We start from the raw sequence: 26,535 nt of genomic DNA on the forward strand, positions 1-26,535 counted from the left end.
TCACTCCTCGCCGAACGAGTCGGTGTCGCCGACGAGGCGCGTGTTGTCGGCGGGCACGGGGTCGAGCGCCGCGCGCGCGACCTCGGCGGCGAACTCGGCGACGTTGTAGAGCTTTCCGGCGTCCTCACGCCGCGCGGCGATGGCCCCGGGGTTCGCGCGCTCGAGGAGGGTCGCCGTGATCGTGCCCTCGATCATGTCGCCCGAGACGACGGTGAAGCCGATGCCCTTGCCCTCGAGCTCGGGGATGCGCTCCCGCAGAGCGTCCTCCCCGGCGCGCTTGGAGAGTGCGACGGGCTCGTACTCGGGCATCGTCGGCGTCGTGCGGATGAAGTGCGCCTGGTGGCTCGTGACGAAGACGACCCGCGAGCCTTCGCGAAGGAGCGGCAGAGCCGTCTCGAGCACGTTCACCTGGGCGTCGCGGTTGAGCTGCAGGGCGTAGTCCTCGGCCATGCCCGACTCCATGCCGCCGGAGGCATTGAGCACCAGGATGTCGAGGCCGCCGAACGCGCGCTCGACCTCGGCGAACATCGCCCGCACCGACTCGGGATCGGTCAGGTCGGCTCCGACGACGAGCGCCTCGACGCCGAGCCCACGCAGCTCGCCCGCCAGCTTCTCGGCCCGCGGAGCCTTGTTGCGGTAGTTGATGACGACGTTCGCACCCGCCTGCGCGAAGTAGCGGACGGTGTCTGCGCCGATGCCGCGCGACGATCCGGTGACAAGAGCGGTCTTGCCGCTGAGCGAGCCCTGCGGGAGGGGCGTGAGGGTTTCGGACACGTGATTTCCCAACGGGTAAGAAGGTGCCGAGCGACGGATGCCGCGGCCGCCGCGGTCGTGTCGCGCGGCGCTCTTCGACCCTACCAATCCGCCTCCGCCGGGCCGATCCGGCCCGAAATCACCGTGGTAGGTTCGAGCACAGGGAGGCACATCGTGGAGCTCATCCAGACGATCGAAGACTGGGCATGGATCGGCTGGCTGGTGCTGATCCTGTTGTTCCTCGTCATCGAGATGCTGACGCTCGACTTCACGTTCCTGATGCTCAGCATCGGCGGCGTGGCCGGTCTCGCCTCCGACCTCTTCGGCGCCCCGCTGTGGCTCCAGGTCGTGATCGCCGCCGTGGTCGCCGCCGTCCTCGTCCTGTTCCTCCGTCCGCCGCTGCTGCGGCGTCTGCGCCGCGGCGAAGACCCGACGCCGAGCAACGTGGCCGCCCTCATCGGCCTGTCCGGGCGCGTCCTCTCGACCGTCTCGGCGGACGCGGGCCAGGTCAAGCTCTCGAACGGCGACGTCTGGACGGCGCGGGCCGAGGCATCCTTCGCCACCCTCGCCCTCGAGCCCGGAACGCCGGTGCGCGTCAGCCGCATCGACGGCGCCACCGCCTACGTCCGTCCCGTCGACACCCAGGAGCTTCCCGCATGAACCCGGACGACATCATCCCCGCCACGATCGGGTGGGTGCTCGCCGCCGCGGTCTTCATCTTCGTGCTGGTGGTGATCTTCCGATCCATCCGCATCATCCCGCAGGCGAACGCGGGCATCGTCGAGCGTCTCGGCCGCTACCACAAGACGCTCATGCCGGGCCTCAACCTGCTGATCCCCTTCATCGACCGCCTGCGCCCGCTGATCGACCTCCGCGAGCAGGTCGTGTCGTTCCCGCCGCAGCCCGTCATCACCGAGGACAACCTCGTCGTCTCGATCGACACCGTCATCTACTTCCAGGTGACCGACGCCCGGGCCGCGACGTACGAGATCGCGAACTACCTCGGCGCTGTGGAGCAGCTGACGACGACGACGCTCCGCAACGTCGTCGGCGGGCTCAACCTCGAAGAGGCGCTCACGAGCCGCGACGAGATCAACGGCCAGCTGCGCGTCGTCCTCGACGAGGCGACCGGCAAATGGGGCATCCGCGTCGGGCGCGTCGAGATCAAGGCGATCGATCCGCCCATCTCGATCCAGGACTCGATGGAGAAGCAGATGCGCGCCGAGCGCGACCGTCGTGCGGCGATCCTGACGGCCGAGGGCTCCAAGCAGTCGCAGATCCTCGAGGCGGAGGGTCGCCGGCAGGCCGAGATCCTCAAGGCGGAGGGCGACAAGCAGGCCGCCGTCCTTCGCGCGCAGGGCGAGGCCGAGGCGATCGAGACGGTCTTCAACGCCATCCACGTCGGAGACCCCGACCCCAAGCTCCTGGCCTACCAGTACCTCCAGACGCTCCCGAAGATCAGCGAGAGCCCGTCGAGCAAGCTCTGGATCATCCCGAGCGAGTTCACCGAGGCGCTCAAGGGCGTCAGCGGGGCTTTCGCGGGTTCGCTCGCCGAGGCTGCGAAGACGACGGATGCCTCGTCCCCCGCCGCCCGCGCCGCTGTGCCGCAAGCCGCCGCATCACCGGCCGGGCCCGCCGCGACCTCCGGATCGCCGGAGTCGCCGCAGCGGGAGCTTCCCGAGAGCCCGGCCGAGCAGCCGCCGTCGGCGTGACCCACCCGTGGTTCGCCGGTGTCCCGCGACCGCGGGTGCTGGCGCATCGCGGCCTGGTCACACCGCTGGATGCCACGCACGGTGTGGTCGAGAATTCGTTCGCCGCGGTGGCGGCAGCCCAGGCCGCCGGCGCGCACTACGTCGAGTCCGACTGCCACCTGACCCTCGACGGCGTGGTCGTGCTCTTCCACGATGCCGACCTGTCCCGGGTCACGGGTGATCCTCGGCGCGTCGACGCGGTGACCTCGCGCGAGCTCGACCAGCTCATGGGTGGGCACGGCGGCCTCGTGACGCTCGAGCAGGCGCTCGACGCGTTCCCCGACGTCCGTTTCAACCTCGACGTCAAGGCGGAGGGTGCAGCCGAGGCGGTCGGGCGCATCGTCGCGCCGCACGGGGCACGCGTCCTCCTCACGAGCTTCTCCGACGACCGCCGGCGCGCTGCTCTGGATGCCGCGGCGGCGGCGGGTGGCGGCATCCGTCCCGCGACCTCGGCCGGGACGTCGATAGTGACGCGGCTCATCGGCGCTGTGTCCATGCGCTCACGTCCGCTCGCGCGGCGCCTGCTTCGCGGCATCGATGCTCTGCAGGTTCCGGAGCGCCAGGGCCGGCTGCGGATCGTGACGCCGCGCCTGCTCGACTACGCGCACGGTGCGGATGTCGAGGTGCACGTGTGGACGGTCAACGATCCGGGCGAGATGACGAGACTCGTCGGCATGGGTGTCGACGGCATCGTGACCGATCGCGCCGACGTCGCGCTCGCGGCGCTGCGCTGACCTCTCGACCCACCGGACCCGATCCTCGGTCCCACGACCGGCGGTACTGCGTCTCGCCTGTGCATACACTGTGAAAGCGCGATGCAGGCCCTCCGTTCGGATGAGATGCCCAGGTCGTTTCGTTATACCTGTACAGCGACGAGAGGACCCGAAAACCATGGCAGATCGCAGCCTGCGCGGCATCCGGCTCGGCGCCCAGAGCCTCCAGAGCGAGGAGGGCGTCGTGTTCCATGAGCGCGCACAGCACATCTACGCGTGCACGTCCTGCGGGCGTGACACGACTTTGACCTTCGCGGCGGACGCCGAGGTTCCCGAGACCTGGGAATGCCGCACGTGCGGCGCCGAGGCTCTCCTGCGCATCGGCGAGGGCACCGCGACGGTCGACCACAGCGGCGACAAGGCGGCGCGCTCCCACTGGGACATGCTGCTCGAGCGTCGCAGCCTCCCGGAGCTCGAAGAGCTCCTCGAGGAGCGTCTCGCCTACGTCCGCGCCCGTCGCGGCGCCGGCGAGGACGTGACGGTCGACAAGATCAGCGCCTGACCCGCATCAGACGTCCACGACGCCGGTCCCTTCGGGGGCCGGCGTCGTGCTGTGTGCAGCGCCGGTTCCCGCCGAGGGCGGGGTCGTGCTGCGCGCGGCGGATCGCCGGCGGATGGCCATCGCGAGCCCGAAGCCGAGAAGCGCGACGACGCTCCCCCAGGCAAGGAGCGCCTTCACCCACGGACCCAGGACGACGGCTGGCGTGAGCCCCGTCCGCAGCGGAACGTCAGTGAGCATCTGACCGGCCTCGTCCGCGGGAAGACCGTCGATCGTGGTGCCGTCGGGGGCGATGACCTGGCTCGTGCCGACGGTCGAGAGGTTCACGACGGAGCGGCCGGTCTCGATGGCGCGCATGCGCGCGAAGGCGAGCTGCTGCAGGTTCTCGTCCGTGCCGCGGAAGTCGGCGTTGTTCGTCTGGAACATGTACACCTCTGCGCCGGCCTGAGCGCCTTCCCAGATGACGTCGTCGTAGATGACGTCGAAGCAGATCGCGAGGCCAACCCCGACCCCGTTCACGTCGAACATCGGCGACGAGGTTCCGGGGGTGTATTCGCGCTGGATCAGGTCGATGAGGTCGGGTGCGAAGTTGCGGTACAGCCAGCGATCGGGAACATACTCCCCGAAGGGGACGGGATGCCGCTTGTCGTATGTGTCGACGGGGTTGTCGGCGCCGTCCTCCCACAGCAGCGACGAATTGAAGTACTCGGCGCCGCGCTGTGTGACGGCGCTCACGAGCAGCGGCGCTCCGATGCGATCCGCGAGCGTGTCGAGCACGCCGGCCGTCGCCTCGTTCTGGGTGGGATCGGAGTCGATGCCGCCCTCGGGCCAGAGCAGCACGTCCATGTCCTCGCCGATGAGCGGACGCGTCGCCTCGACCTGGGCACGCAGGATGTCGTTCGGCCCGCGCTGGTCGAAGTAGCCGGCCGGCCCGTTGCCCTGCACGGCTCCGACGCGGATGCTCCCGGCATCCGTCGTCGCGAACTGAGGCGGCGCGATCAGGAGGACGAGTGCGACGACGGTCGGAACCGCTGCGCGCAGGTCGCGCCACCGCCCGAGCCGGACGTATTCGATCGCGGCGGCGCAGACGAGCACGACGAGGAATGAGAGGCCCGACATCCCGACCCACGAGGCGACATCGGCGAGGGGACCGTTCGACTGCGTCACGCCGATACGCCCCCACGGGAAGCCGCCATAAGGGAAGGTGCCGAGCACCTCCTCGCGCAGCGTCCAGAGTCCGGCGACGACGACCGGCAGCACGACGAGCCGTCCCCAGGCGTTCGGCAGCACGCGCGGCACCCACCGGTATGCCAGAGCGATGAGGATCGCGCAGGCGGCGGTGAGAAGCGCCTCCAGCATCGACAGCGCGATCCACGGCACCGGGCCGAGGTAGCGGGCCGTGAAGCTCAGGTTCACGAAGAAGAACGCCGCCCCGAAGGCGAACCCGACGAGGAACGCCGACCATGTCCGCCGGCCGACGAGGCACACGAGTGCGAGCGGCACCGCGACGAAGACCATCGGCCACCACGCGAGCGCGGGGAACGCCGTCGTGAGCACGAGCCCCGCGGCGGCTGACGCGGGCGCCGCGATCGCGAGCGGAAGAAGCGGTCGCGAAGGCGCGGCGGCGAGAGGAGCGTCGGGCACGGATCGAGCCTAAGGCCGCGCCGCTGATGCTCTGCTGAGGCCCGGGTTCGCCGTCATACCGAGGAGTAGGCGACGATCCCGCGCCGAACGGAGTCGAGCGCCTTGCGCGCCGTCGAGGCGAGGCCCCCGTCCGCGACGAGCGAGAGCTGGTCGAGGAGGTCGATCGTCTGCTTCGACCAGCGCACGAAGTCGCCCGCGGCCATGTCGGCCTCGACGAGCACCCGGTCGAGCGGAACGCCGCGTGCCCAGGAGTGCATCGCCTGCGCGAGACCCGTCGCGATGGACTCCGTCCCCGGCAGGTGGTGCTCTTTCTCGAGGTCGTCCAGGCGCTGCCACAGGTCGTCGGTCGCCGAGAGCGCCGTGCGGAACGGACCCCGAGGCAGTCGCTGCTCCCCTGGGCCGCCCTCGTCGCGGCGGGGCTCGTAGACGAGGCAGCACGCGAGCGCCGCGAGGGACGCGGCATCCAGCTGGTCCCAAATGCCGGTGCGCAGCGACTCGGCCACGAGCAGGTCGCGCTCGCCGTAGATGCGCCGCATCGTGCGCCCGGCCCCCGTCAGCGACGTCGCCCCGTCGACGGCGAGCTGCACGTAGTCGAGCTCGGCGAGCACATCGACGACCCGGTCGAAGATGCGGGCGACGGTGCCGGTGCGCGTCTCGATCTGGCGGCGGAGGCCGTCGATCGTGCGCTTGAGCTTCCAGTACCGCTCTGCCCAGCGGGCGTGGTTCTCGCGGTCGGGGCACTGATGACACGGATCCCGCTGCATCTGCTTGCGGAGTGAGGCGATCTGGCGCTGCCGCTGGTCGCGGGTCGCCCGGCCCGCAGTGAGGTCCTTGCGGTTGATCTTCTCGAGGTCGCTCAGCTCGCGCCGGATGCGGGAGTACTCGGTGAAGTCGCCGCGGTCGCACGTCATCGCCTGCTCGTAGCCCGCGAGCGACTCCTCCTGCTCGCGCACCTGCCGGGCGAGCCCGACGACGGCGCGGTCGGCCTGGAACTGCGCGAACGAGGACTCGAGGATCTCGCGCGCCCGCGCCCGGCCGAACTGATCGATGAGGTTGACGGCCATGTTGTACGTCGGCCGGAAGCTCGAGTTGAGCGGATACGTGCGCCGGGAGGCGAGCGCGGCCACCGCCTGGGGGTCGAGGCCCTCGGTCCACTGGATGACCGCGTGCCCCTCGACGTCGATCCCGCGTCGTCCGGCGCGCCCCGTGAGCTGCGTGTACTCCCCCGACGTGATGGCGACGCGCGCCTCGCCGTTGAACTTCTCGAGCTTCTCGAGCACGACCGTGCGCGCCGGCATGTTGATGCCGAGGGCGAGCGTCTCGGTGGCGAAGACGGCCTTCACGAGCTTGCGCTGGAAGAGCTCCTCGACGACCTCCTTGAACGCCGGCAGCAGGCCGGCGTGATGGGCCGCGACGCCGCGCTCGAGGTTGTCCAGCCAGTCGTAGTAGCCGAGGACGGCGAGATCCTCGTCGAGCAGCGTGCGCGTGCGCTCCTCGACGATCGCCCGGATCTCGCGACGCTCGTCCTGACTCGTGAGCCGCATGCCCGACCGCCGCACCTGCTGCACGGCGGCGTCGCACCCGACGCGGCTGAAGATGAAGAAGATCGCGGGCAGCAGGTTCGCCCGCTCGAGGAGCTGCACGACGTCGGGCCGGTCGAGGCGCTCGATGCGGTGCACGTTGGCGGAGCGCACGGGTCGCGTGCCGCCCTTGTTGGGACGACGACGGGATGCCTCGTACCCGCGCTGCCGCGCACTGTTCATGCTCTGCACGCGGCGGTTGTTCTCGAAGTTCGGCCCCTTGAAGGACCGGATGCGCATGAGCTCCTGATTCACCTGCGCCGTCGCGACGCCGGCGCGATCGTCGAACAGAGGCAGGAGGTCGCCGCGCACGAGGACGTGCTGCTCGAGCGGCACGGGACGCACTTCCGACACGATGACCTCGGTGTCGCCGCGGACCGTGTCGAGCCAGTCGCCGAACTCCTCCGCGTTCGACACGGTCGCCGACAGCGACACGAGCCGGACCCCGGGCGGGAGGTGGATGATCACTTCCTCCCACACGGCGCCGCGGAAGCGGTCGGCGAGGTAGTGCACCTCGTCCATCACGACGTAGTCGAGGCCGCGCAGCGCCGGAGAGTCGGCGTAGAGCATGTTCCGCAGCACCTCGGTCGTCATGACGACGATCCGGGCGTTGCCGTTGATGTTCGTGTCGCCCGTGAGAAGGCCCACGTCATCGGCTCCGTACACGTCGACGAGCTCGCGGAACTTCTGGTTCGACAGCGCCTTCATGGGCGTCGTGTAGAAAGCCTTCGACGGATGCCGCCGCTCCGGGGAGTCCCGCATGGCGAGGTGGACCGCGAACTCGCCGACGATCGTCTTGCCCGCCCCGGTCGGCGCGGCGACCAGCACGCTGCGGCCCTCTTCGAGGGCGTGGCATCCCGCGATCTGGAAGGGGTCGAGCGTGAAGCGCTGGGATGCCGCGAAGGCGGCTGTGATCGGATGGGCGCGCTCCTCGCGGGCCTGGGCGTACCGCTCTGCCGGACTCGGGCCGCTCACGCGGGCGCCTCCGGCGGGAGGAAGGCGGCCTGGCGCTTGGCCCTCCTCCGGTCGAAGAGCATCGACAGCGCCGCAGCGGCGAAGAAGAGCACGATGAGGATGCCGGCGAGGATGAGCATGCTGACCACATCGGCGGCCGGTGTCGCGAGCGCGGCGAAGGCCGTGGCGATGAGCACCGCGACGCGCCAGCCCTTGAGGATCGCCCGGCCCGACATCACGCCGGCGAGATTGAGCGCGACGAGGAAGACCGGCAGCACGAACGAGACGCCGACGACGATCAGCAGCTTGAAGACGAAGTCGTAGTAGTACTGGGCGTCGTAGAACGACGCGCCGCCCTCGGGGACGAAGGCGTTCATGAGCTCGACGATGTGGGGCATGATCTGCAGGCCCACGTAGCTGCCGATGAAGAACAGCGGGATCGCGGCGCCGAGGAAGCCCCACGTGTACTTGATCTCCTTGCGGGTGAGCCCGGGCATGATGAACGCCCAGATCTGCCACAGCCAGATCGGCGCCGAGATGAGAAGGCCGATCGCGAACGAGATCCGCAGTCGCAGATCGAAGGCCGAGGTCACCGTGCTGAACATCAGCTCGACCTTGCGCGTGTCACCGTCCTCGGCGGCGATGACACGGATCGGCTCGGTGATGAGCCACAGCACCCAGTCCGTGACGAAGAACGCCACCACCATGCCCACGACGAGCGCGAGGGCGGCGATCACGAGTCGTTTGCGCAACTCGACGAGGTGCGCCCCGAGCGACATCCGCTTGTCGCGGCGGGGGGCTTCCGGCTCGTCGAACAGCGGCGGTCCGGCCGGGTTCACTGCGGGCTACGGCTTAGCTTCGGGCGTGTCGGCAGGCGAGGACGTGGTGGATGCCGGGGCCGAGGTGTCGGGCGTCGTGGAGGTGGCGGTGCCGGCGGCGGTCGACGGCTTGTCGTCCTCCTCCTTCATCGCCTTCATCTCACCGCGGAAGACGCGGGCCGATTGACCCACGCTCTTGGCGAGGGCCGGCAGCTTCGCAGCGCCGAACAGGAGCAGGATGACGGCGAGCAGGATCAGCAGGTGCCAGCCGTTCAGGTTGCCAAACATGTTGCGCTCCGTAACGTCGTGCGGGAATGAGTCCATCCTAAACCCGGAGCCTCGGACCCCCGCCGGAAGCCGGCCGACTTCAGTGATACTGCGCGAGCCCCGCCTCGGCCCAGTCCGCGGCCGCACGACGCGCGCCGGCCGGCTCGATGATCTCGAGGGCGCCGCCCCTGCGGGCGGCGAGGCGGCGAAGGCTCAGCTCGTCGGCGATGCGCATCGTCGCCATGGACACGCCCTCGATCGTCTCGACCTCGGCACGGTCGACGTACTCGCCGAGGAGCGGGGCGACGGCGGCCGGGAAGCGGACGCGGGCCACGATCTCGTCGCTCGTGGTCTCGAACCAGCCGGGCGCCGGCTCCTCGCCGTGCGTCACGGGGATGTCGGTGAGGCGCAGGTCGCTCACCCGATCCAGATGGAACGTGCGCATGGCCTGGCGCATGTGGCACCAGCCCTGCAGATACCACTGGTCGCTCGCGATCTGGATCTTGACCGGATCGACCGTGCGGGTCGTGGGCGCGGCATCCGGAGCCTTGTAGGTGAACGACACGGCCACGCCCTCCCGCACGGCCGCCGCGACGGTGCCGCGCACGGCGTCGACGGGCTCGGGTGCGACGATGACCTCCGCGGGTGCGGTCGCCGCGCCGCGTGCGAGCTTGGCAAGGAGGCCGGTGAAGAGGTCGGTGTCGCCGACGCCCGGGATCGCGCGGGCCACCTGAAGCCCCGCGAGCAGCGCGGCCGCCTCGCGGGCGGTCAGCTTCGGCGACCGCTCGAGACCAACCGAGTTCGTGATGACGATGAGGTCGCGCTCGTCGAGCAGGTCCCAGTCGATGTCGAACAGATCGTTCGCCATCTGCCAGTAGCCGCGCTCGCCGGGGAGCCCGATGACCGTCAGCTTCTCGACCATGCCGCGCATCTGGACGGGTGTCACGTCGAACTCGTCGGCGGCCTCTTCGACCGAGACCTCGCCCTTGCCGATGAGGTACGGCACGAGCTGCAGCATGATCGCGGCGCGATCGGTCGCGATGAGGGGGCGGCGGGTGGTCACGCGGCGCCTCCGTGGACCTCGAGCGTGGCGCGCAGCCGCGCCATCACCTGCTCGCGCAGGTCGGACGGCTCGACCACCCGGACTTCGGGCCCGTACGAGGCCAGCTCGTCCGCGAAGATCTGCGCGTCCACATACGGGACGCGTATGCCTTGTGCCGCGGGTCGTGCGCGGCGGCTCAGCCGCAGCGCGGCCTCGGTGCCGGGGTTGACCTCGAGGAGCGCGAGCTGGCGCTCGGCGAGCTCTTCCAGTCCGGCAAGGGCCCGCTCCCCGGCGCCTTCGCGCAGCGCCGGGTCGAACGACTCCCGCGTCTGCTGCACCTCCCCCACGATGCGGGAAAGGAGGAACGTGCGGTCGGCGCCGACGTTGAGGTCGAAGCCGAAGACGTGCCAGCGCGCCTCGTACTCGACGAGCGCGAGCGGGCGGACGCGGCGCACCCGGGGCGCCTCCTCCCCCGGCTTGAGGTAGGGGAAGGTGACGACGCGACTGAGCTCGATGGCCTGCTGGAGCGCGGGGAACGCCGGATCGCGCAGGCTGATCCGCGGCGAGTAGCCGATGATCGGGTCCTCGACGGCGATGCCGAGGGCGCGGATCTTGCGCAGGCCGCTGCGTGCTTCGGCCGACATCGAGCTCTCGCTCCAGACGCCGCCGGCGAGGTTGAGGAGCGCGATCTCGGCCGGGGTGAACTCGATGTCCTCGGGGAGCTCGTATTCGGCCGTGGGCACGCGGTAGCGCGCCTCGCGGAGGTCGTCGGGATCGGCGCGGTCGCCGATCGTCTCGATCGGGACGCCGAGGCCGCGGAGGCTCTCCTTGTCGCGCTCGAACATCTTCTCGAGCGCGTCCTTCGACGCACCGGACTCGCTCTGCTCGCGGTACCCCGACACGGACGTCAGGATGGTGTCCTTCGTCAGCCCCTGCTCGGTCGCCATGAGGGCGACCACGAGGTTGACGAGCCGCTCCTCGGGCGGGTTGCGGACAGGGGATTTCGCGGGCACTCCCTCATCCTAGAGTCGCCCGCCGCGACACTCGCCTACTGGGCGGGAGCGGCGTCCACGCCGAGGATGTCGATCACGAAGACGCGCGCGACACCGGCCGATCCGCCGTCCGAGCCGTCGCTGGCGGGGAGCACGACGAGCAGCTGCGAGCCGACCGTGACGTCTCCGAGCTCCTCGGCCGCCCCGGGCACGAGCTGCTCGAGCGTCACCGACTGCGGCTCGCCGTCCCACGTGGTGTCGAGGACCGACTTGTCGTCCCACGACACGCTCGTGTACTGCACGCGGATGGTGTCGTCGGCCTTCACCTCGGGGCCCGCGCCCTTGATGAGCGTCTGGGCGACGAGCTCCTTCGGCGCGGCCGCGTCGGGGACGATGACGCCGGGGCGCCCGTCGGGCGCGCGCACGACCGTGGGCAGGCCGAGCGCGTCGTTGTAGACGAGCGAGCCCTGGGCGTGCGGCAGGTAGACCTTCTGCACGTCGACGACGGCGATCGCGGAGTCCTTCTCGCCGAGGCCGAGGCTCGCGGCGGTCTCGGGCTCGATGTCGCCGGGCGCGAGCGCCACGACCGTGCGCGTGCCCTCGGTGGCGCACTGCAGCGCCGTCTCGAAGGCGGGCACGGCCTGGATCCAGCGCTCGTACGTGTTGACGCGCGAGAGGTCGCCGTCGTACGGGGTCGACACGAGGACCTCGCCGGTCTTGCCGCTCACGATCTGGAGGTCGAGCACGACGGCCTGGTTCTTGGCGGAGATCGCCGTGCCGTCACCCTCCGCGATGTCGCCGAACGAGGTCGAGTCGACGTGGAACGGCGTGCGGGTGGTGACCTTCGGCTCCTCGCCCGTCTCGCCCGAGACCTTCACCAGGTCGGCCGCCGACGTGTCCGACGTCGGGCGCGGGCAGGATGGGTAGCCGGCGGGGATGCCGCAGCCGGTCAGGCCGATCGCGGAGAGTCCGAGGACCGCGAGGACAGCGGGGATCTTGCGCACCGGAACAGTCTAGGCGGAAGCCTCGGGCCGCCCCGACCCGGCCGCCTCTCGGGCGCCCTGCGCCGCCCGCTGCGCTTCGCGCACGCGCTTGCGGAGGTTTTTGTCCGTGATGTCGCGGTCGCCCACGGCGCCCGGAGTCCACAGCTCCACGTCCTCGTCGCCGTAGCTCGACTTGGATGCGCGACGCTTGACCCCCGGCAGCACCGCGCCCGGAGCGAGCCGGCGTGCCCAGACGAGGAAGCCCGTGTGGGCGACCATCCGATGGTCGGGCCGGACGGCCAGGCCCTCGACATGCCAGCCGCGCACCATCGTCTCGTTCGCATCGGGCTCGGTGAACAGGCCCGTGCCGCGGATGTACTCCGCCGTACGGCTGAGCTGCGTCGCGGTGGCGACGTAGCAGACCACCACGCCGCCGGGCGCGAGGGCGTCGGCAACCGCGTCGATGCACTCCCACGGCGCCAGCATGTCGAGGACGACCCGGTCGACGGATGCCGCGGCCACGGCGTTCGGGAGCTCCTCCACGAGGTCGCCCACGACGACGTCCCAGTTCCCGGGCTCATGCCCCGTGAAGGTCTCGACGTTGGCGCGCGCGACCTCCGCGAACTCGGCTCGCCGCTCGAACGAGACCAGGCGCCCCTCGCCGCCGATCGCTCGCAGGAGCCACAGCGACAGCGCGCCGGATCCGACACCGGCCTCGACGACGACGGCGCCCGGGAAGACGTCCGCTTCGGCGAGGATCTGCGCGGCATCCTTCGGGTAGACGATGGCTGCGCCCCGCGGCATGGACATGACGAAGTCACGCAGGAGCGGGCGGAGCGCGAGGTACTCGTGTCCGCCGCTGTTGATCACGACCGAGCCGTCGGGCTGCCCGATGAGCGCCGTGTGCTTGAGGACGCCGTGGTGCGTGTGCAGCTCGCCGTCCTCGCGGAGGGTGATCGTGTGCAGGCGGCCCTTGGGCCCGGTCAGCTGCACGCGATCGCCGATGCGGAACGGTCCGCTGGGTCGTGCCGAGGTCATCGATGGGCTCCCTGTCGTGCCGTGTGCTCGCGGTGGAACTCCGCGATGTCGTCTGCGGTCCGGCCCTCGAGGGTCGACCAGATCGTGTGGGCGCCGGCGCCGGCGACCGAGACCATGAGCGGGACTCCGATCGTCGCGGCTCCCGATGCGACGGCCGAGCGCAGGCCATTGGGCGAGTCCTCGATCGCGACGGTGTCGGCCGGGGCGACGCCGAGCGCCTCGCACGCCTGCCAGTAGGGGTCGGGGAACGGCTTGGGCCGGGTCGCGTCATCTCCCGCGATGATGACGTCGAAGGCGTCGAAGTCGATGAGATCGACGACGGACTCCGCCATCCGGCGCAGCGACATCGTCACGAGCGCCGTGGGGATGCGGGCGTCGCGCAGGCTCGTGAGGAGCTCGCGCGCTCCGGGCCGGAACGGCACGCCCTTCGTGGCGAGCTGGTTCATGACGTCGTCCGTGAGGTGGTCGACGATGTCGGTGATCCCCATCCGCACGCCGGCATCCTGGAAGATGCGCGCCGAGTCCTCGAGACCGAGCCCGACGAGGCGGAGCGCCTGCTCGTGCGACCACGTCCCGCCGAACTTCTCGACGAGCGGCGTCTCGGCGGCCATCCAGTACGGCTCGGTATCGACGAGGGTGCCGTCCATGTCCCAGAGGACGGCGGCAGGGAGGCGGGGACTCACTGACACATGCTATCCGGCGGGGATCAGGCGATCCTGCGGCCGATCTGGCGCTCACGGGTGGTCGTGGCCCGAGATCCCGACGAGGAGCCTATTCTGGATGGAGCCCCAGCACGGGGCCGAGGAGGGTGCGTGGACGGACTGGGACGTCGAGTGCTCGTCGCCGCGTTCGACGGCTGGAACGATGCGGGCGAAGCCGCTTCCAGCGCCGTGACGCAGCTGCGCGAGAGCGGCGAGTACGAGGTGGTGTTCTCGGTCGATCCCGAGCTCTACTTCGACTACCAGTACACGCGCCCGCAGATCGCGACCGACGGCGACGGCCGGCGGAGCCTGCGCTGGCCCGAGGCGACGATCCTGCGGCCCGCCCGACCGACCCGCAGCGCGCAGCTGTGGCTGCTGACCGGCGTCGAACCCGCCCGCGCGTGGCAGGCTTTCGCGAGCGAGTTCATCGATGTCGCGCTCCGCGAAGACATCACGGGCCTCGTCTCGATCGGCTCGATGATGTCGGACGTTCCGCACACCCGGCCGATCTCGGTCTTCGCGGGCAGCGAGAACGAGCAGATCCGCACGTCTCTCAACCTGGAGCGCTCGACGTACGAGGGGCCCGTCGGCATCCTGAGCGTCTTGTCGCATGCGGCGGATGCCGCCGGCATCCCGACCGCGAGCCTGTGGGCGAGCGTCCCCCACTACGTGGCGGGCCACACGCCGTCGCCCAAGGCGACGCTCGCACTGCTGGATCGTCTGGAAGACCTGACCGGCGCGCAGATCCCGCGCGGAGACCTGGCCAGCGAAGCGGTCGCCTGGGAGGCCTCGATCGACGCGGCTGCGGCCGACGACGAGGAGATGACGGAGTACATCCGCCAGCTCGAGCGGACGCGCGACACGTGGGACTCCCCCGAGGCTTCGGGTGACGCCATCGCGCAGGAATTCGAGCGCTATCTGCGGCGCGGAGGCGACGGACCGACCAAGCCCGGTCGCGACGAGCCGCGCCGCTAGCGGCGCGACCCGTCGCTGCGACCGAGGATCAGTAGGGCTGCAGCACGCCGAGCGCGAGGAGCACCATCAGGGTGCCGCCGAGAAGGATCCGGTAGATCACGAACGGCAGGAAGCTGTGCTTCGAGATCCAGTTCATGAGGAACGCGATGATCCCGAGGCCCACCACGAACGCCACACCCGTCGCGACCGCCGTCTCGCCGAGGGTGAAGACGCTCGGCTCGTCCCAGCTCTTGAAGAGCTGGTAGAGGCCGCTGCCGAACACCGCGGGGATCGCGAGGAGGAAGGCGTAGCGCGCCGCCGCGGCGCGCTGATACCCGAGGAACAGACCCATCGTGATGGTGCCTCCCGAGCGCGAGACGCCGGGGATGAGTGCGAGCGCCTGCGCGAGGCCGTAGAGGATGCCGTGGCCCACCGTGAGGTCTTCCATCCTCCGCGTCTTGCGGCCCACCCAGTCGGCGATGCCGAGCAGGATGCCGAAGACGATGAGCATCGTCGCGACGAGCCACAGCGAGCGGAAGGTCGTCTCGATCTGGTCCTGGAACAGCAGCCCCAGCACCACGATCGGGATGCTGCCGATGATGATGAGCCATCCGACCTTCGCGTCGGGGTCGTTCCGCGGGATCTTCCCGAACAGCGCCTTGAACCAGTGGCTCACGATGCGCACGATGTCACGCCAGAAGAAGAGCACCACGGCCGTCTCGGTGCCGAGCTGCGTGATGGCGGTGAAGGCGGCGCCCGGATCCTGCGCCCCGGGCAGCAGCTCGCCCAGGATGCGCAGGTGTGCGCTCGATGAGACGGGGAGGAACTCGGTCAGGCCCTGGACGAGCCCGAGGATGATCGCCTCGAGGAGGTGCATACGCGCCTTTCAGTAGCTGCGGATGAGATCGGTGAGCACGCGCTGGCCGAAGACGAGGGCATCCAGCGGCACGCGCTCATCGACGCCGTGGAACATGCCGGTGAAGTCGAGGTCGGCGGGCAGCCGCAGCGGCGCGAACCCGTAGCCCGCGATGCCGAGTGCAGACAGCGCCTTGTTGTCGGTCCCGCCGCCCATGAGGTAGGGGATGACGGGGACGCCGGGGTCGTGGCGGCCGAGGGCCGCGACCATCGCGTCGACGAGGTCGCCCTGGAACGGCACCTCGAGACCGATGTCCTGGTGCACGATCTCGACCTCGACGTCGTCGCCGACGATGCGGCGGATGTCGGCGAGCACCGCCTCCTCCATGCCCGGCAGGGTGCGCACGTCGATGAGCGCCTCCGCGCGGTCGGGGATGACGTTGTGCTTGTATCCCGCCGTCAGACCGGTGGGGTTCGTCGTCGTGCGGAGCGTCGAGCGGAGGAATCCGGATGCCGCGCCCATCGACGCGGCAAGGGCGTCGGGGTCGCTCGCATCGGCGTCCAGCAGAGCGGCGAGGCCGTCGGCGAAGGCGGTGGTGGTCTCGGTGAGGCGAACGGGCCATTCGGTGCGGCCGAGCGCCGCGACGGCCTCACCGAGGCGCGTGACGGCATTGTGCTCGTGGAGGCTCGAGCCGTGCGCGGCGCGCCCACGCGCGACGAGCCTGATCCACACGAGCGCCTTCTCGCCGGTCTGCAGGAGATACGCTCGGCGCCCCGCGGCCTCGATCGAGTAGCCGCCGACCTCGCTGATGGCCTCCGTCGCCCCGGCGAACCAGTCCGGCTTGTCGCGGACCACAAGGGCCGAGCCCTCGATGCCGCCGTTCTCCTCGTCGGCGAAGAACGCCAGCACGAGGTCGCGCTCGGGCTGCTCCCCCGCCCGCAGCAGGTCGGCGACAGAGGTGAGGATCATGGCGTCCATGTCCTTCATGTCGACCGCGCCGCGGCCCCACAGCAGTCCGTCGCGGATCTCGCCGGCGAACGGATCGACGCTCCAGTCCTCCGCGATCGCGGGCACGACATCGAGGTGTCCGTGGAGCACGAGCGCGGGCTTGCCCGGGTCCTTCCCCGGCACACGCGCCGCGACGTTGGTGCGCCTCGGAATGGGCTCGTAGTACTCGGGAGCGAGCCCGAGCGACTCGAGGTAGGCGCCGACGTATTCCGCCGCTTCGCGCTCGCCGGCGGCGCGTCCTCCGCCGTGGTTGGTCGTGTCGAACCGAATGAGATCGCGCGCGATCCGCACGACCTCGGGAAGGTCGGTTTCGGGCGTGGGCATGCGGACTAACCTACCTGCCGCGCGTTGCGACTCCGTTTCGCGGCGGTGGCCGCGAGGACACCTGCCGAAACGAAGAAGGCCCCCTTTCGGGGGCCTTCTTCTTCTTCTGTGCGCGAGGGGGGACTTGAACCCCCACGCCCTATACGGGCACTAGCACCTCAAGCTAGCGCGTCTACCTATTCCGCCACCCGCGCATCTGGGTGATTTTCGGTTTCGCAACCGAGGATCGACGATATCACGTTCCGCGCCAGCGACAGAATCGGCGGTCATCCCATCGAGACGCCGAAGAGGAGTCCCAGCGCATACGTGACCGCCGCCGCGCCGAACCCGATCGCGAGCTGTCGCAGGGCGCGGCGCAGCGGCGGACCGCCCGAGAGGAGGCCCACCATGGCGCCCGTCGACAGGAGCGCGATGCCCACGAGCACGAGCGCGAGGACGATCGCGGCGAAGCCCGAGAGACCGAAGATCCAGGGCAGGACGGGGATGATCGCACCCGATGCGAAGAAGAGGAAGCTCGAGAGCGCGGCTCCCCACGCGCTTCCGACGACCTCGTGCGACTCGACGACCTCCAGCGGGCCCGTGTACGTGCTCTGCGACTCCTGCCCGCGCGCCGCCGCGACGATGCGCCGGGCGCGTGCGAGCGCATCGGCCTCCGGCATCCCGCGCGTCCGGTAGACCAGCGCCAGCTCGTTCGCGTCGATGTCGAGATGCGGCAGCGCGGCATCCGCGTATCCGTTCGGCTCGGTCGCCTGGAGCAGCTCGCGCTGCGAGCGCACCGAGACGAACTCGCCCGCGCCCATCGACAGCGCACCGGCGAGAAGGCCGGCAATCCCGCTGAAGAGCACGAACTGCGGGGCGACGCCCGTCGCACCGATGCCCAGGACGAGGGCGAGGTTGGAGACGAGGCCGTCGTTCGCGCCGAAGACGGCCGCCCGGAAGGTTCCCGACAGCCGACGGCGCCCCCTCGCCGCGAGGCCGCGCACGACCTCGTGGTGGACCTTCTCGTCGGCGGCCATGGCCGACGTCGCGAAGGGCTCGTCGTCGTACGGCGAGCGCCCCTCGGCGTTCTGCGCGAGGGCGAGCACGAAGATCGACCCGAAGCGCCGAGCCATCCAGCCGAGCGATCGGGTGCCGAAGTCCGGCTTCGGAAGACGCGGGGGCTCCCCGCCGAGAAGTTCCAGCCAGTGCGCCTCGTGACGGCCCTCGGCGTCGGCGAGCGCCGTGAGGATCTCGCGCTCCTCCCCCTCGCGGCGGGCGGCGAGCTCCCGGTACACCCGCGCCTCGGCGCGCTCGTTGACGAGGTACTGCGCCCAGCGGCGTCGGTCGCGGGCGGTCGGGGCGGCGGCGGGCGCGCTCAAGGAAGCCTCCAAAGGCTGCGGCGGTGCGGGGATGCTTCCACGCTAGCCAGCGCGCGTCGGCGCCATCGCGGAAACCCCGCGATTGCCAGCATTTCGGGGCTCCGAACCGGAGGTGCGTCAGGAGTGGACGCGCCGGCGGAGCACGTCGATGCGGGACTGCAGCTGCGCGACCGTCGCCTGCGAGACGGCCGGTCCGCCGCAGATCCGCCGCAGCTCGGCGTGCACGGCGCCGTGCGGCTCGCCGGACTGGCGCGCGTAGAGCCCGACGAGGCTGTTGAGCAGCTGGCGCTGCTCCTTCAGGGTCCGGTGCAGCGCCTGGGGCGGCGCGGACGCCGGCGTCGAGTCGCCGTCCGGCGACGCGGCCTCGCGCGCCTTGCGGTGGCGCGTCTGGCGGGCCTGGCGCTGCATAAGGAGGTCGTGGACATGCTCGGGCTCGAGGAGTCCGGGAAGCCCGAGGAACTCCTCCTCTTCCGGGGTTCCGGGGACTGCGAGCTGCCCGAACTCCTTGCCGTCGAAGAGGACCCGGTCGAAGTGGGCCTGCGACCCGAGCGCCTGATAGGTGAACTCCGCGGTGAGGGCGTCGGATGCCTTGTCCTCACGCTCCGCGGCATCCATCATGTCCTCTTCGGCGTTCCACTCGTCGTCGCCGTCGCTGTCGCGATCCAGTGCGTGGTCGCGCTGGCGCTCGAGCTCGTTCGCGAGTGCGAGGAGCTGCGGGACGTTCGGCAGGAAGACGCTCGCCGTCTCGCCGCGGCGGCGCGCGCGCACGAAGCGGCCGATCGCCTGTGCGAAGAAGAGCGGGGTCGACGCGCTCGTCGCGTAGACCCCCACGGCGAGGCGGGGGACGTCGACACCCTCCGACACCATGCGCACGGCGACCATCCAGCGCGAGTCGCCCTTCGAGAACTCCTCGATTCGGCTCGACGCCTCGGCCTCGTCGGAGAGCACGACGGTCGGCGGCTCCCCCGTGATCTCGCGGAGGATCGCGGCGTAGGCGCGCGCCGCCGTCTGATCGGTCGCGATGACGAGACCGCCCGCGTCGGGGACGTGCTCGCGGACCTCGGTCAGGCGCCGGTCCGCTGACCGCAGGACCGCCGGGATCCAGTCGCCCTCGGGATCCAGAGCCGTGCGCCACGCCTGCGACGTGATGTCCTTCGTGTTGTCCTGCCCGAGCTGCGCCTCCATCTCGTCGCCGGTCTTCGTCCGCCAGCGCATCTGGCCGGCATAGACCATGAAGATCACAGGGCGGACGACCCCGTCCTCGAGCGCGCGCCGATAGCCATAGCTGTAATCGGTGCGGGAGAGGCGGATGCCCTTCTCGTTCGGGTGGTACTCCACGAACGGGATCGGGGCGGTGTCGCTGCGGAAGGGCGTGCCCGAGAGGAGGAGGCGCCGGGTCGCGCGGTTGTACGCCTCGCGCAGAGCGTCGCCCCAGCTGAGGGCGTCGCCGCCGTGGTGCACCTCGTCGAGGATCACGAGCGTGCGCCGGTCGAGGATCAGCTGCTGGTGGACGGATGCCTTGACCGCCACCTGCGCATACGTGACGGCGACCCCGTGGTAATGCCGCGCGGGCGCCACATGACGGTTGCTGAAGGCGGGGTCCAGCCGGATGCCGACGCGGGCCGCGGCATCCGCCCACTGGGTCTTGAGGTGCTCCGTCGGCGCCACGACGACGAGGCGGTCGACGATGCGGCGGCGCAGCAGCTCGCTCGCAAGGCGGAGCGCGAACGTCGTCTTGCCGGCGCCCGGCGTCGCCGCGGCCAGGAAGTCGCGCGGGCCGCCGCCGACCCCATCGGGTCCGTCGAGGCTGAAGTACAGGTCGAGGGCCTCGGCCTGCCAGGCACGCAGGCGCTGCGCCGTTCCCCACGGGGCGCGCTGCGGATACGACGGCGAGAGGTGCTCGGCAGCGAAGCTGCCGAGATGCGGGCGCCCGTGATCGTCGGTGGAAGGCGCCGCTTCGGTGTGCTCGGCCCGCAACTCCGCACCGAAGTCCCGGACGGTCTCGGCGGAGGCGTCAGCGGGCAGGTCGCCCTCGGCGCGTGCGAGCAGAACCGCGTCCTCTTCCACTCGGCCTCCCCTCCGCATGCGCACCCGACGGCACGAACGACCACCATAAACGCTCGCGCCGACAGCCCGGCGGTTCACCGGCATCCGTCTCGGGCGATAGCCTGGTTAGGGGTCATAAACCGAGGAAAGACGGATGTCGAGCAACGACCATTCCCGCAGCCCGTACGTCGCGAACACCGGGCCGCACCCGTGGCGACGCTACGTCGCGATCGGCGATTCGTTCACCGAGGGCGTCGGCGATCCCGAGCCGACGGCACCCAACGGCGTCCGCGGCTGGGCCGATCGCGTGGCCGAGGTGCTCTCCCAGCAGGTCGACGACTTCGCGTACGCCAACCTCGCCGTACGGGGGAAGCTCATCGGCCAGATCATCGCCGACCAGATCGAGCCGGCCCTCTCCCTGGCTCCCGACCTGATCACCTTCTCCGCGGGCGGCAATGACGTCATCCGTCCCGGAACCGACCCCGACAACGTCTCGCAGCAGTTCGAGGACGCCGTCGTGCGGCTGAGCCGCGACGGCGCCACGCTCGTCGTCTTCACGGGCATCGACACGAACTTCACGCCGGTCTTCCGCGGCATCCGCGGGAAGGTCGCGATCTACAACGAGAACATCCGCGCCATCGCCGACAAGTACGACTGCATCGTGGCCGACCAGTGGGCGCTCAAAGAGGTGCAGGACATGCGCTTCTTCGACGACGACCGGCTGCACTACAACCGCCTCGGTCACCACGAGGTCGCACGGATGGTGCTGCGCGCCCTCAACGTGTCGAACGACCTGCAGCCCATGCAGCCCGACCCGTATCCGCGCCGCACGTGGCGCGAGGCACGTGCCGTCGACTTCGTGTGGGCACGCGAGTACCTCGTGCCCTGGGTGCTGCGCCGGCTGCGGCATCAGTCGTCGGGCGACGACATCAAGCCCAAGCGCCCGGACCCGCTCCCCGTCATGACCCTGCTGCCCGGCAAGGACCCGAAGCAGACCCGCGGGGAGCAGGTCTAGCCCGCCGCCGAGCTCATCCGGTGCCGCTCAACGCCGCGGTCTGCGACGAGATCGTACGTACTCGCCGAGCGCACATCGTGTCGGCGACGACGACGTGTGCATTCGGCGAGTGCGTACGTTCTCGACGGCAGGACCGACCGCAGGGGGCACCGCGGAACGAGAGAACTAGCGCACGCGCAGCTCCCACATCGCCACCGCCGCGGCGGCGGCGACGTTGAGCGAATCGACGCCGCCCGCCATCGGGATCGTCACGACGGTGTCGGCCGCCTCGAGCGCGCGGCGCGAGAGCCCGTCCCCCTCGGCGCCGAGCATCAGCGCGACCCGTTCGGGCGCCGGAGCCGCGAAATCGTCGAGGGCCACGGCATCCTCCGCGAGCGCGAGCGCCGCGAGGTGGAACCCGAGACCGTGCAGGATGCCGCGTGCCTCGCTCCACTCCGGAAGCCGTGTCCACGGAACCTGGAAGACCGTGCCCATCGACACGCGCACGGAGCGCCGGTACAGCGGATCGGCGCACCGCGGCGAGACGAGCACAGCGTCCGCGCCGAGCCCCGCCGCGCCGCGGAAGATCGCTCCGACGTTCGTGTGGTCCACGATGTCCTCGAGCACGACCACGCGCCGTGCATCGGCGACGACCTCGGCCACCGACGGCAGGGCGGGCCGGTGCATGGCGGCCAGGGCGCCGCGGTGCACCACGTAGCCCGTGATGCCTTCGGCGACCTCCGGCGACACGACGTACACCGGCGCACGCGAGTCGTCGCCGAGCACGTCAGCGACGTCGTCGAGCCACTTCTCCTGCACCAGCACGGACCGCGGCTCGTGCCCCGCCCGCACCGCCCGGGCGATGACCTTCGCCGACTCGGCGATGTAGAGGCCGCCTTCCGGCTCGAGCACGCGGCGGAGCGCGACATCGGTCAGATCCCGGTAGTCGGCGATGCGCTGGTCGTCCGCCGAGCCGATGGGGATGACATGCACGACTCCACCTTCGCACGCCGGCTTGTAACACGCCGGAAAAGCGCCGGGCGTACCCTCGGACGCGAGAGGGTGGGATACATGACGCTCGTGACGGAGTTCGACGCGCCGACGGCCGAGTCGCTGGAGCGCGCGATCGAGGTGCTGGCGGGCCGCCGCATCGCGGTGCTGACCGGCGCGGGCGTCTCGACCGACTCGGGCATCCCCGACTACCGCGGCAAGGGCGCACCCGTACGGACGCCCATGACGGCGCAGGCCTTCCTCGCCAGCGAGGATTCCCGGCGCCGCTACTGGGTCGGCAGCCACCTCGGCTGGAAGGCGTTCGCCGCGGCCGAGCCCAACGACGGCCACCGGGCGCTTGCCCAGCTCGAGACCGACGGCGTCGCGACGGGCATCATCACGCAGAACGTCGACGGCCTGCACGTCCGAGCCGGAAGCCGGCGGGTCGTCGAGCTCCACGGCACGATGCGCCGCGTCTTCTGCACGCACTGCGGGCAGGTCTTCGACCGGCGCGACCTCGCTGCCCGCGTCGAAGCCGACAACCCGTGGATCGCGATCCCCGAGAACGTGGCCCTCGGCCCCGACGGCGACGTGCTTCCCGAGAGCACCGACGGCTTCCGCATCCCCGCCTGCACCGTGTGCGGAGGGATGCTGAAGCCCGATGTCGTGTTCTTCGGCGAGTTCATCCCCGCCGAGAAGTTCCGTGAGGCCGAACAGCTCGTCCGGACGAGCGACGCCCTCGTCGTCGCCGGGTCGTCCCTCGTCGTCAACTCGGGCATCCGGTTCGTGGAGCGCGCACGGCGCAAGCGCATCCCCGTCGTCATCGTCAACCGCGGCGAGACGCGGGCCGATGCGCGGGCGACGGTGAAGATCGACGCGGGAACGAGCGATGTGCTCCGCGCCTTCGCCGAGGCACTCCCCCGTTCGCGCTGACCTCCGGGCGCGCGGTTACGCTCGGAGGGTGACGACTCTCATCCTCCTGCGGCATGGCGAGACCGACTGGAACCACGCCCGCCGCATCCAGGGCGCGACGGATGTGCCGCTCAACGACACGGGTCGTCAGCAGGCTCGGGATGCCGCGGCCACCCTGCGCGACACGCTCGACGAGCGCATTCCCGCCGTCGTCGTGGCGAGCGACCTGTCCCGAGCGCGGGAGACGGCGGAGATCATCGCGCGCGAGCTGGGGCTCGCGGCGCCCCGGCTCTACCCCGAGCTCCGTGAGCGGGCGTACGGGGTCGCCGAGGGCCTGAGCGTCGACGAGTACTTCGAGCGCTGGGGCGACTGGCATGGGACTGATGTGCCCGAGGCCGAGACGCGCGAGGACCTCCGGGCGCGGGCCATCCAAGGTCTCGAGAAGGTGGCGCGAGACGTGCGCCGTGCGACCGCGCCGGGCGCGGCATCCGTCATCGTCGTCACGCACGGCGCGCTGATCCGCGAGGTGATCCGCCACGCGAGCGGCGACACGCTGCCGCTCGAGGGCGAGAAGCTCGCGAACGCCTCAGCGCACACGGTGCTGTTCGAGCGCGACCATCTGCGTCTGCTGTCGTACACGCCGCACGCCGCCTAGTCTCACGCGGCGCCTTGCTTCGGGAGGCAGTCAGGCCTCGGCGCGACGCAGGATGCCCCGGGCGTGCCGCAGGACGGGCTCGTCGACCATGCGGCCGTCGTACGTGAAGACGCCGCGCTCGCCCTTCGCCGCGGCGAGGACGGCTTCGGCCCACGCGACGTCGTCGGAGTCGGGCCGATAGGCCGCACGGATGATCTCGACCTGGCTCGGGTGGATGCATGCCGTCGCCGCGAAGCCGGAGGCCGCGGCATCCGTCGCCTCGATCCGAAGCCGCTTCACGTCGGAGATGTCGAGGTGCACCGCGTCGATCGCGGCTTTGTTGCGCGCCCCCGCCGCGAGGAGCGTGCGCGCTCTCGCATAGCGTGCGATGTCGCGGTAGCGCCCGTTGGGCTTGCGGCTCGACGTGCCGCCGATGCTCGCCACCAGGTCTTCGGCGCCCCACATGAGCGCGACGACGTTGTCGAGCTCGGCGATGCGCTCGGCCTGCGACACCCCCTTCGCCGTCTCGAGGAGCGCGACCACCTCGAAGCGCGCGTCGATCTTGGCGACGCGCTTGGGCGACTCGGTCTTGGCGAGCATGATCGTGCGGTAGTCGGTCTGGGACAGCGTCGCGAGGTCGCTGAGGAACGCATCGGAGGCGATCGGGTTCACGCGCACGATGACGCGGGAGGGATCGAGCTCGGACTCGATGAGGAATCCTCGTGCCGCCGTCTTGTCTGCGGGGGCGACGGCGTCCTCGAGGTCGAGGATGACCGCATCCGCCCGCTCCAGCGCCTTCGCGTACCGCTCGGGTCGATCCGCCGGGCAGAACAGGATCGCCGGTCCGTGGTCGAACGTCATCGGGCTTCCTCCTCGGGGCGGTCCCGGCACCACATGAGCGCGACGCGTGTCGCCGTCGCCACGACGACGCCGTCCTGATTGCGCCCGGTGTGACGCATCGTGACGATGCCCTGCCCCGGCCGCGATCCCGATCGCCGCTTCTCGAGGATCTCGGTCTCGGTGTACAGCGTGTCTCCGTGGAAGAGCGGCGCAGGGAAGGCGATGTCGCTGAGCCCGAGCTGGGCGACGAGCGTGCCCTGCGTGATCTGGGCGACGGATGCCCCGACCATCGTGGCGAGCGTCCACATCGAGTTCATGAGCCGCTGCCCGAACGGCTGCGTCGCCGAGAAGGCGGCGTCGAGGTGGAGCGCCTGGGTGTTCATCGTCAGGGACGAGAACAGCACGTTGTCGGCCTCGGTCGCCGTGCGCCCGGGGCGGTGGACGTACCGCACGCCGACGTCGAGCTCTTCGTAGTAGAGCCCGCGCTGGAGCACCTCGAGCGCCCGATGCTCGGAATTGTCGTCGTAGCCCGTGCCGTCGCCCACGATCGCCACGCTACCCGTCGAGGCCGAGGGCGCGCGAGATGACGAGCAGCTGCACCTCGGTGGTCCCCTCGCCGATCTCGAGGATCTTCGAGTCGCGGTAGTGCCGCGCGACGGGGTACTCGTTCATGAAGCCGTTGCCGCCGAAGACCTGGGTCGCATCACGCGCGTTGTCCATCGCGGCGTCGCTCGCCGTCAGCTTGGCGATCGCGGCCTCGGTCTTGAAGGGCTTGCCGGCATCGCGCAGACGGGCCGCATGGTGCCAGGCGAGGCGAGCGTTGTGCACGCGCGCCTGCATGCGGGCGATCGTGAACTGGATGCTCTGCCGCGTCGAGAGCGGCTCGCCGAAGACGGTGCGCTTCTTGGCGTAGTCGACGGCCGCTTCGAGGCATCCCTCGGCCGCTCCGGTCGAGAGCGCGGCGATCGCGATGCGACCTTCGTCGAGGATGTGGAGGAAGTTGGCGAAGCCCCAGCCGCGCTCGCCGAGGAGGTTCGCCTCGGGCACGCGTGCGTCGACGAACGTGAGCGGGTGGGTGTCGGACGCGTGCCAGCCGACCTTGTCGTAGGCGGGCTCGACCGTGAAACCGGGCGTGCCGTTCGGCACGATGATCGTCGAGATCTCCTTGCGGCCGCCGGCCTCGCCCGTGACCGCCGTCACCGTCACGAAGCGCGTGATCTCGGTGCCGGAGTTGGTGATGAACTGCTTCGAGCCGTTGACGACCCACTCGCCGCCGTCGAGCCTTGCGGTCGTGCGCGTCGCCCCGGCATCCGATCCCGCCTCGGGCTCGGTCAGGCCGAAGCCGGCGAGCGCGCGGCCGGCGAGCAGATCCGGCAGCAGCTCCTGCTTCTGCACGTCTGTGCCGAAGCGGAAGACTGGCATGGCTCCGAGGCTGACGCCCGCTTCGAGCGTGATCGCGATGGACTGATCGACCCGGCCCAGACCCTCGATCGCGAGGCAGAGCGTGAAGTAGTCGCCGCCTTGACCGCCCAGCTCTTCGGGGAACGGCAGTCCGAACAGCCCGAGCTCCCCCATCTGCGCGACCACGTCGAGCGGCAGGGTCTTGGTGCGATCGGCCTCGTAGGAGCGCGGCGCCACCACCTCGTCGGCGAACTCGCGGACGAGCTTCGCGAGCTCCCGCTCGTCATCGGACAGGTCGTACTGATCCATGGGTTCTCCGTGTCATCCCCGTCGACGTCACGATCGCATCACATCCATTGTCGTGACGCGCGCGCATTGGTTAGTGTTCACTAACTCGATATTCAGGTTAGCGAGGATTAACTG

At 70.5% G+C, this 26,535-nt stretch carries 26 protein-coding genes and 1 tRNA gene; 8 read left to right on the forward strand and 19 right to left on the reverse strand.

All coding sequences use genetic code 11. The features are described from left to right. Positions 1-774: an SDR family oxidoreductase gene (locus tag G5T42_RS15820; protein WP_165129724.1), complete on the reverse strand. Its 774-nt coding sequence runs from the start codon at positions 772-774 to the stop codon at positions 1-3. Between the two features lie 153 nt (positions 775-927). Between G5T42_RS15820 and G5T42_RS15825 the strand changes: the two genes are divergently transcribed. From G5T42_RS15825 to G5T42_RS15840, 4 genes are all read left to right on the forward strand, one after another. Next, positions 928-1,413: an NfeD family protein gene (locus G5T42_RS15825; RefSeq protein WP_206535662.1), complete on the forward strand. Its 486-nt coding sequence runs from the start codon at positions 928-930 to the stop codon at positions 1,411-1,413. Continuing rightward, positions 1,410-2,465 (forward strand): SPFH domain-containing protein, encoded by a 1,056-nt coding sequence (locus G5T42_RS15830; RefSeq protein ID WP_165129725.1) that lies wholly within the window; start codon positions 1,410-1,412, stop codon positions 2,463-2,465. The genes G5T42_RS15825 and G5T42_RS15830 overlap by 4 nt, the downstream gene beginning before the upstream one ends. Continuing rightward, positions 2,462-3,238: a glycerophosphodiester phosphodiesterase family protein gene (locus G5T42_RS15835; RefSeq protein ID WP_165129726.1), complete on the forward strand. Its 777-nt coding sequence runs from the start codon at positions 2,462-2,464 to the stop codon at positions 3,236-3,238. Before G5T42_RS15830 ends, G5T42_RS15835 begins: the two co-directional genes overlap by 4 nt. 157 nt (positions 3,239-3,395) lie before the next feature. Beyond that, entirely contained in the window at positions 3,396-3,779 is a 384-nt protein-coding gene (locus G5T42_RS15840) for an RNA polymerase-binding protein RbpA (protein WP_165129727.1), read from the forward strand. Between the two features lie 6 nt (positions 3,780-3,785). On the opposite strand, the gene lnt is transcribed toward G5T42_RS15840, so the two are convergent. The 9 genes from lnt to G5T42_RS15885 form a co-directional block, all read right to left on the reverse strand. Further along, positions 3,786-5,420, reverse strand: a complete 1,635-nt coding sequence (lnt, locus tag G5T42_RS15845; RefSeq protein WP_165129728.1) for an apolipoprotein N-acyltransferase — start codon at positions 5,418-5,420, stop codon at positions 3,786-3,788. Between the two features lie 53 nt (positions 5,421-5,473). Beyond that, the gene (locus tag G5T42_RS15850) at positions 5,474-7,975 is read right to left on the reverse strand and encodes a DEAD/DEAH box helicase (RefSeq protein WP_165129729.1); all 2,502 of its coding nucleotides are present in this window, start codon (positions 7,973-7,975) and stop codon (positions 5,474-5,476) included. Beyond that, positions 7,972-8,733, reverse strand: coding sequence for a twin-arginine translocase subunit TatC (gene tatC, locus G5T42_RS15855; protein ID WP_165130286.1), 762 nt, complete (start codon positions 8,731-8,733; stop codon positions 7,972-7,974). Before tatC ends, G5T42_RS15850 begins: the two co-directional genes overlap by 4 nt. A 66-nt stretch (positions 8,734-8,799) precedes the next feature. Beyond that, entirely contained in the window at positions 8,800-9,060 is a 261-nt protein-coding gene (gene tatA / locus G5T42_RS15860) for a Sec-independent protein translocase subunit TatA (RefSeq protein WP_165129730.1), read from the reverse strand. 79 nt (positions 9,061-9,139) lie between these two features. Next, positions 9,140-10,102, reverse strand: a complete 963-nt coding sequence (locus G5T42_RS15865) for a WYL domain-containing protein (RefSeq protein ID WP_241245864.1) — start codon at positions 10,100-10,102, stop codon at positions 9,140-9,142. Then, on the reverse strand, positions 10,099-11,094 hold the full coding sequence (locus G5T42_RS15870) for a WYL domain-containing protein (protein ID WP_165129731.1): 996 nt from the start codon (positions 11,092-11,094) through the stop codon (positions 10,099-10,101). The genes G5T42_RS15865 and G5T42_RS15870 overlap by 4 nt, the downstream gene beginning before the upstream one ends. 35 nt (positions 11,095-11,129) lie before the next feature. Beyond that, positions 11,130-12,077, reverse strand: coding sequence for a hypothetical protein (locus G5T42_RS15875; RefSeq protein WP_165129732.1), 948 nt, complete (start codon positions 12,075-12,077; stop codon positions 11,130-11,132). A gap of 9 nt (positions 12,078-12,086) precedes the next feature. Then, positions 12,087-13,094: a tRNA (adenine-N1)-methyltransferase gene (locus G5T42_RS15880; protein ID WP_165129733.1), complete on the reverse strand. Its 1,008-nt coding sequence runs from the start codon at positions 13,092-13,094 to the stop codon at positions 12,087-12,089. Beyond that, the gene (locus G5T42_RS15885) at positions 13,091-13,777 is read right to left on the reverse strand and encodes an HAD family phosphatase (protein ID WP_347103997.1); all 687 of its coding nucleotides are present in this window, start codon (positions 13,775-13,777) and stop codon (positions 13,091-13,093) included. The genes G5T42_RS15880 and G5T42_RS15885 overlap by 4 nt, the downstream gene beginning before the upstream one ends. Before the next feature lie 129 nt (positions 13,778-13,906). On the opposite strand from G5T42_RS15885, the gene G5T42_RS15890 reads away from it, so the two are divergent. Next, positions 13,907-14,770 carry a PAC2 family protein gene (locus tag G5T42_RS15890; RefSeq protein WP_165129734.1) on the forward strand — a complete coding sequence of 288 codons (864 nt, stop codon included), beginning with the start codon at positions 13,907-13,909 and terminating at the stop codon, positions 14,768-14,770. Positions 14,771-14,798: 28 nt separating this feature from the next. On the opposite strand, the gene G5T42_RS15895 is transcribed toward G5T42_RS15890, so the two are convergent. The 5 genes from G5T42_RS15895 to G5T42_RS15915 all read right to left on the reverse strand — a co-directional run bounded on the left by G5T42_RS15895 (position 14,799) and on the right by G5T42_RS15915 (position 20,272). Next, positions 14,799-15,626 (reverse strand): undecaprenyl-diphosphate phosphatase, encoded by an 828-nt coding sequence (locus G5T42_RS15895; RefSeq protein WP_165129735.1) that lies wholly within the window; start codon positions 15,624-15,626, stop codon positions 14,799-14,801. A 9-nt stretch (positions 15,627-15,635) separates the two neighbouring features. Then, complete coding sequence (locus tag G5T42_RS15900) at positions 15,636-16,937, reverse strand: M20/M25/M40 family metallo-hydrolase (RefSeq protein WP_165129736.1); 1,302 nt, start codon at positions 16,935-16,937, stop codon at positions 15,636-15,638. A 109-nt stretch (positions 16,938-17,046) separates the two neighbouring features. Then, positions 17,047-17,131, reverse strand: a tRNA-Leu gene (locus G5T42_RS15905). A 72-nt stretch (positions 17,132-17,203) separates the two neighbouring features. After that, entirely contained in the window at positions 17,204-18,295 is a 1,092-nt protein-coding gene (locus G5T42_RS15910; RefSeq protein ID WP_165129737.1) for a VIT1/CCC1 family protein, read from the reverse strand. Between the two features lie 117 nt (positions 18,296-18,412). Next, complete coding sequence (locus G5T42_RS15915) at positions 18,413-20,272, reverse strand: DEAD/DEAH box helicase (protein WP_165130289.1); 1,860 nt, start codon at positions 20,270-20,272, stop codon at positions 18,413-18,415. Positions 20,273-20,495: 223 nt separating this feature from the next. Between G5T42_RS15915 and G5T42_RS15920 the strand changes: the two genes are divergently transcribed. Beyond that, positions 20,496-21,356, forward strand: coding sequence for an SGNH/GDSL hydrolase family protein (locus tag G5T42_RS15920; protein ID WP_165129738.1), 861 nt, complete (start codon positions 20,496-20,498; stop codon positions 21,354-21,356). A 165-nt stretch (positions 21,357-21,521) separates the two neighbouring features. Here G5T42_RS15920 and G5T42_RS15925 read toward each other — a convergent pair whose 3' ends face one another. Further along, entirely contained in the window at positions 21,522-22,328 is an 807-nt protein-coding gene (locus G5T42_RS15925; protein WP_165129739.1) for an RNA methyltransferase, read from the reverse strand. 78 nt (positions 22,329-22,406) lie between these two features. On the opposite strand from G5T42_RS15925, the gene G5T42_RS15930 reads away from it, so the two are divergent. Both G5T42_RS15930 and G5T42_RS15935 read left to right on the forward strand, forming a co-directional pair. After that, positions 22,407-23,258, forward strand: coding sequence for a Sir2 family NAD-dependent protein deacetylase (locus tag G5T42_RS15930; protein ID WP_165129740.1), 852 nt, complete (start codon positions 22,407-22,409; stop codon positions 23,256-23,258). 28 nt (positions 23,259-23,286) lie between these two features. Next, positions 23,287-23,892, forward strand: a complete 606-nt coding sequence (locus tag G5T42_RS15935) for a histidine phosphatase family protein (protein ID WP_165129741.1) — start codon at positions 23,287-23,289, stop codon at positions 23,890-23,892. Positions 23,893-23,922: 30 nt separating this feature from the next. Here G5T42_RS15935 and G5T42_RS15940 read toward each other — a convergent pair whose 3' ends face one another. From G5T42_RS15940 to G5T42_RS15950, 3 genes are read right to left on the reverse strand one after another with little or no spacing between them, the layout of a single operon-like run. Further along, entirely contained in the window at positions 23,923-24,732 is an 810-nt protein-coding gene (locus G5T42_RS15940) for a CoA ester lyase (RefSeq protein ID WP_165129742.1), read from the reverse strand. Further along, complete coding sequence (locus tag G5T42_RS15945) at positions 24,729-25,256, reverse strand: MaoC family dehydratase (RefSeq protein WP_165129743.1); 528 nt, start codon at positions 25,254-25,256, stop codon at positions 24,729-24,731. Before G5T42_RS15945 ends, G5T42_RS15940 begins: the two co-directional genes overlap by 4 nt. Positions 25,257-25,266: 10 nt before the next feature. After that, positions 25,267-26,421 carry an acyl-CoA dehydrogenase family protein gene (locus G5T42_RS15950; protein ID WP_165129744.1) on the reverse strand — a complete coding sequence of 385 codons (1,155 nt, stop codon included), beginning with the start codon at positions 26,419-26,421 and terminating at the stop codon, positions 25,267-25,269. Positions 26,422-26,535: the final 114 nt, after the last annotated feature.

Origin of the sequence: Microbacterium sp. 4R-513 (assembly GCF_011046485.1) — a bacterium.
GTDB lineage: Bacteria > Actinomycetota > Actinomycetes > Actinomycetales > Microbacteriaceae > Microbacterium.

Coding starts and splice junctions, on each gene's coding strand:
- tatA (WP_165129730.1), bottom strand. CDS start 9,060: ATGTTTGGCAACCTGAACGGCTGGCACCTGCTGATCCTGCTCGCCGTC.
- G5T42_RS15830 (WP_165129725.1), top strand. CDS start 1,410: ATGAACCCGGACGACATCATCCCCGCCACGATCGGGTGGGTGCTCGCC.
- G5T42_RS15895 (WP_165129735.1), bottom strand. CDS start 15,626: ATGCACCTCCTCGAGGCGATCATCCTCGGGCTCGTCCAGGGCCTGACC.
- G5T42_RS15900 (WP_165129736.1), bottom strand. CDS start 16,937: ATGCCCACGCCCGAAACCGACCTTCCCGAGGTCGTGCGGATCGCGCGC.
- G5T42_RS15950 (WP_165129744.1), bottom strand. CDS start 26,421: ATGGATCAGTACGACCTGTCCGATGACGAGCGGGAGCTCGCGAAGCTC.
- G5T42_RS15940 (WP_165129742.1), bottom strand. CDS start 24,732: ATGACGTTCGACCACGGACCGGCGATCCTGTTCTGCCCGGCGGATCGA.
- G5T42_RS15930 (WP_165129740.1), top strand. CDS start 22,407: ATGACGCTCGTGACGGAGTTCGACGCGCCGACGGCCGAGTCGCTGGAG.
- tatC (WP_165130286.1), bottom strand. CDS start 8,733: ATGTCGCTCGGGGCGCACCTCGTCGAGTTGCGCAAACGACTCGTGATC.
- G5T42_RS15880 (WP_165129733.1), bottom strand. CDS start 13,094: ATGACCTCGGCACGACCCAGCGGACCGTTCCGCATCGGCGATCGCGTG.
- G5T42_RS15920 (WP_165129738.1), top strand. CDS start 20,496: ATGTCGAGCAACGACCATTCCCGCAGCCCGTACGTCGCGAACACCGGG.
- G5T42_RS15840 (WP_165129727.1), top strand. CDS start 3,396: ATGGCAGATCGCAGCCTGCGCGGCATCCGGCTCGGCGCCCAGAGCCTC.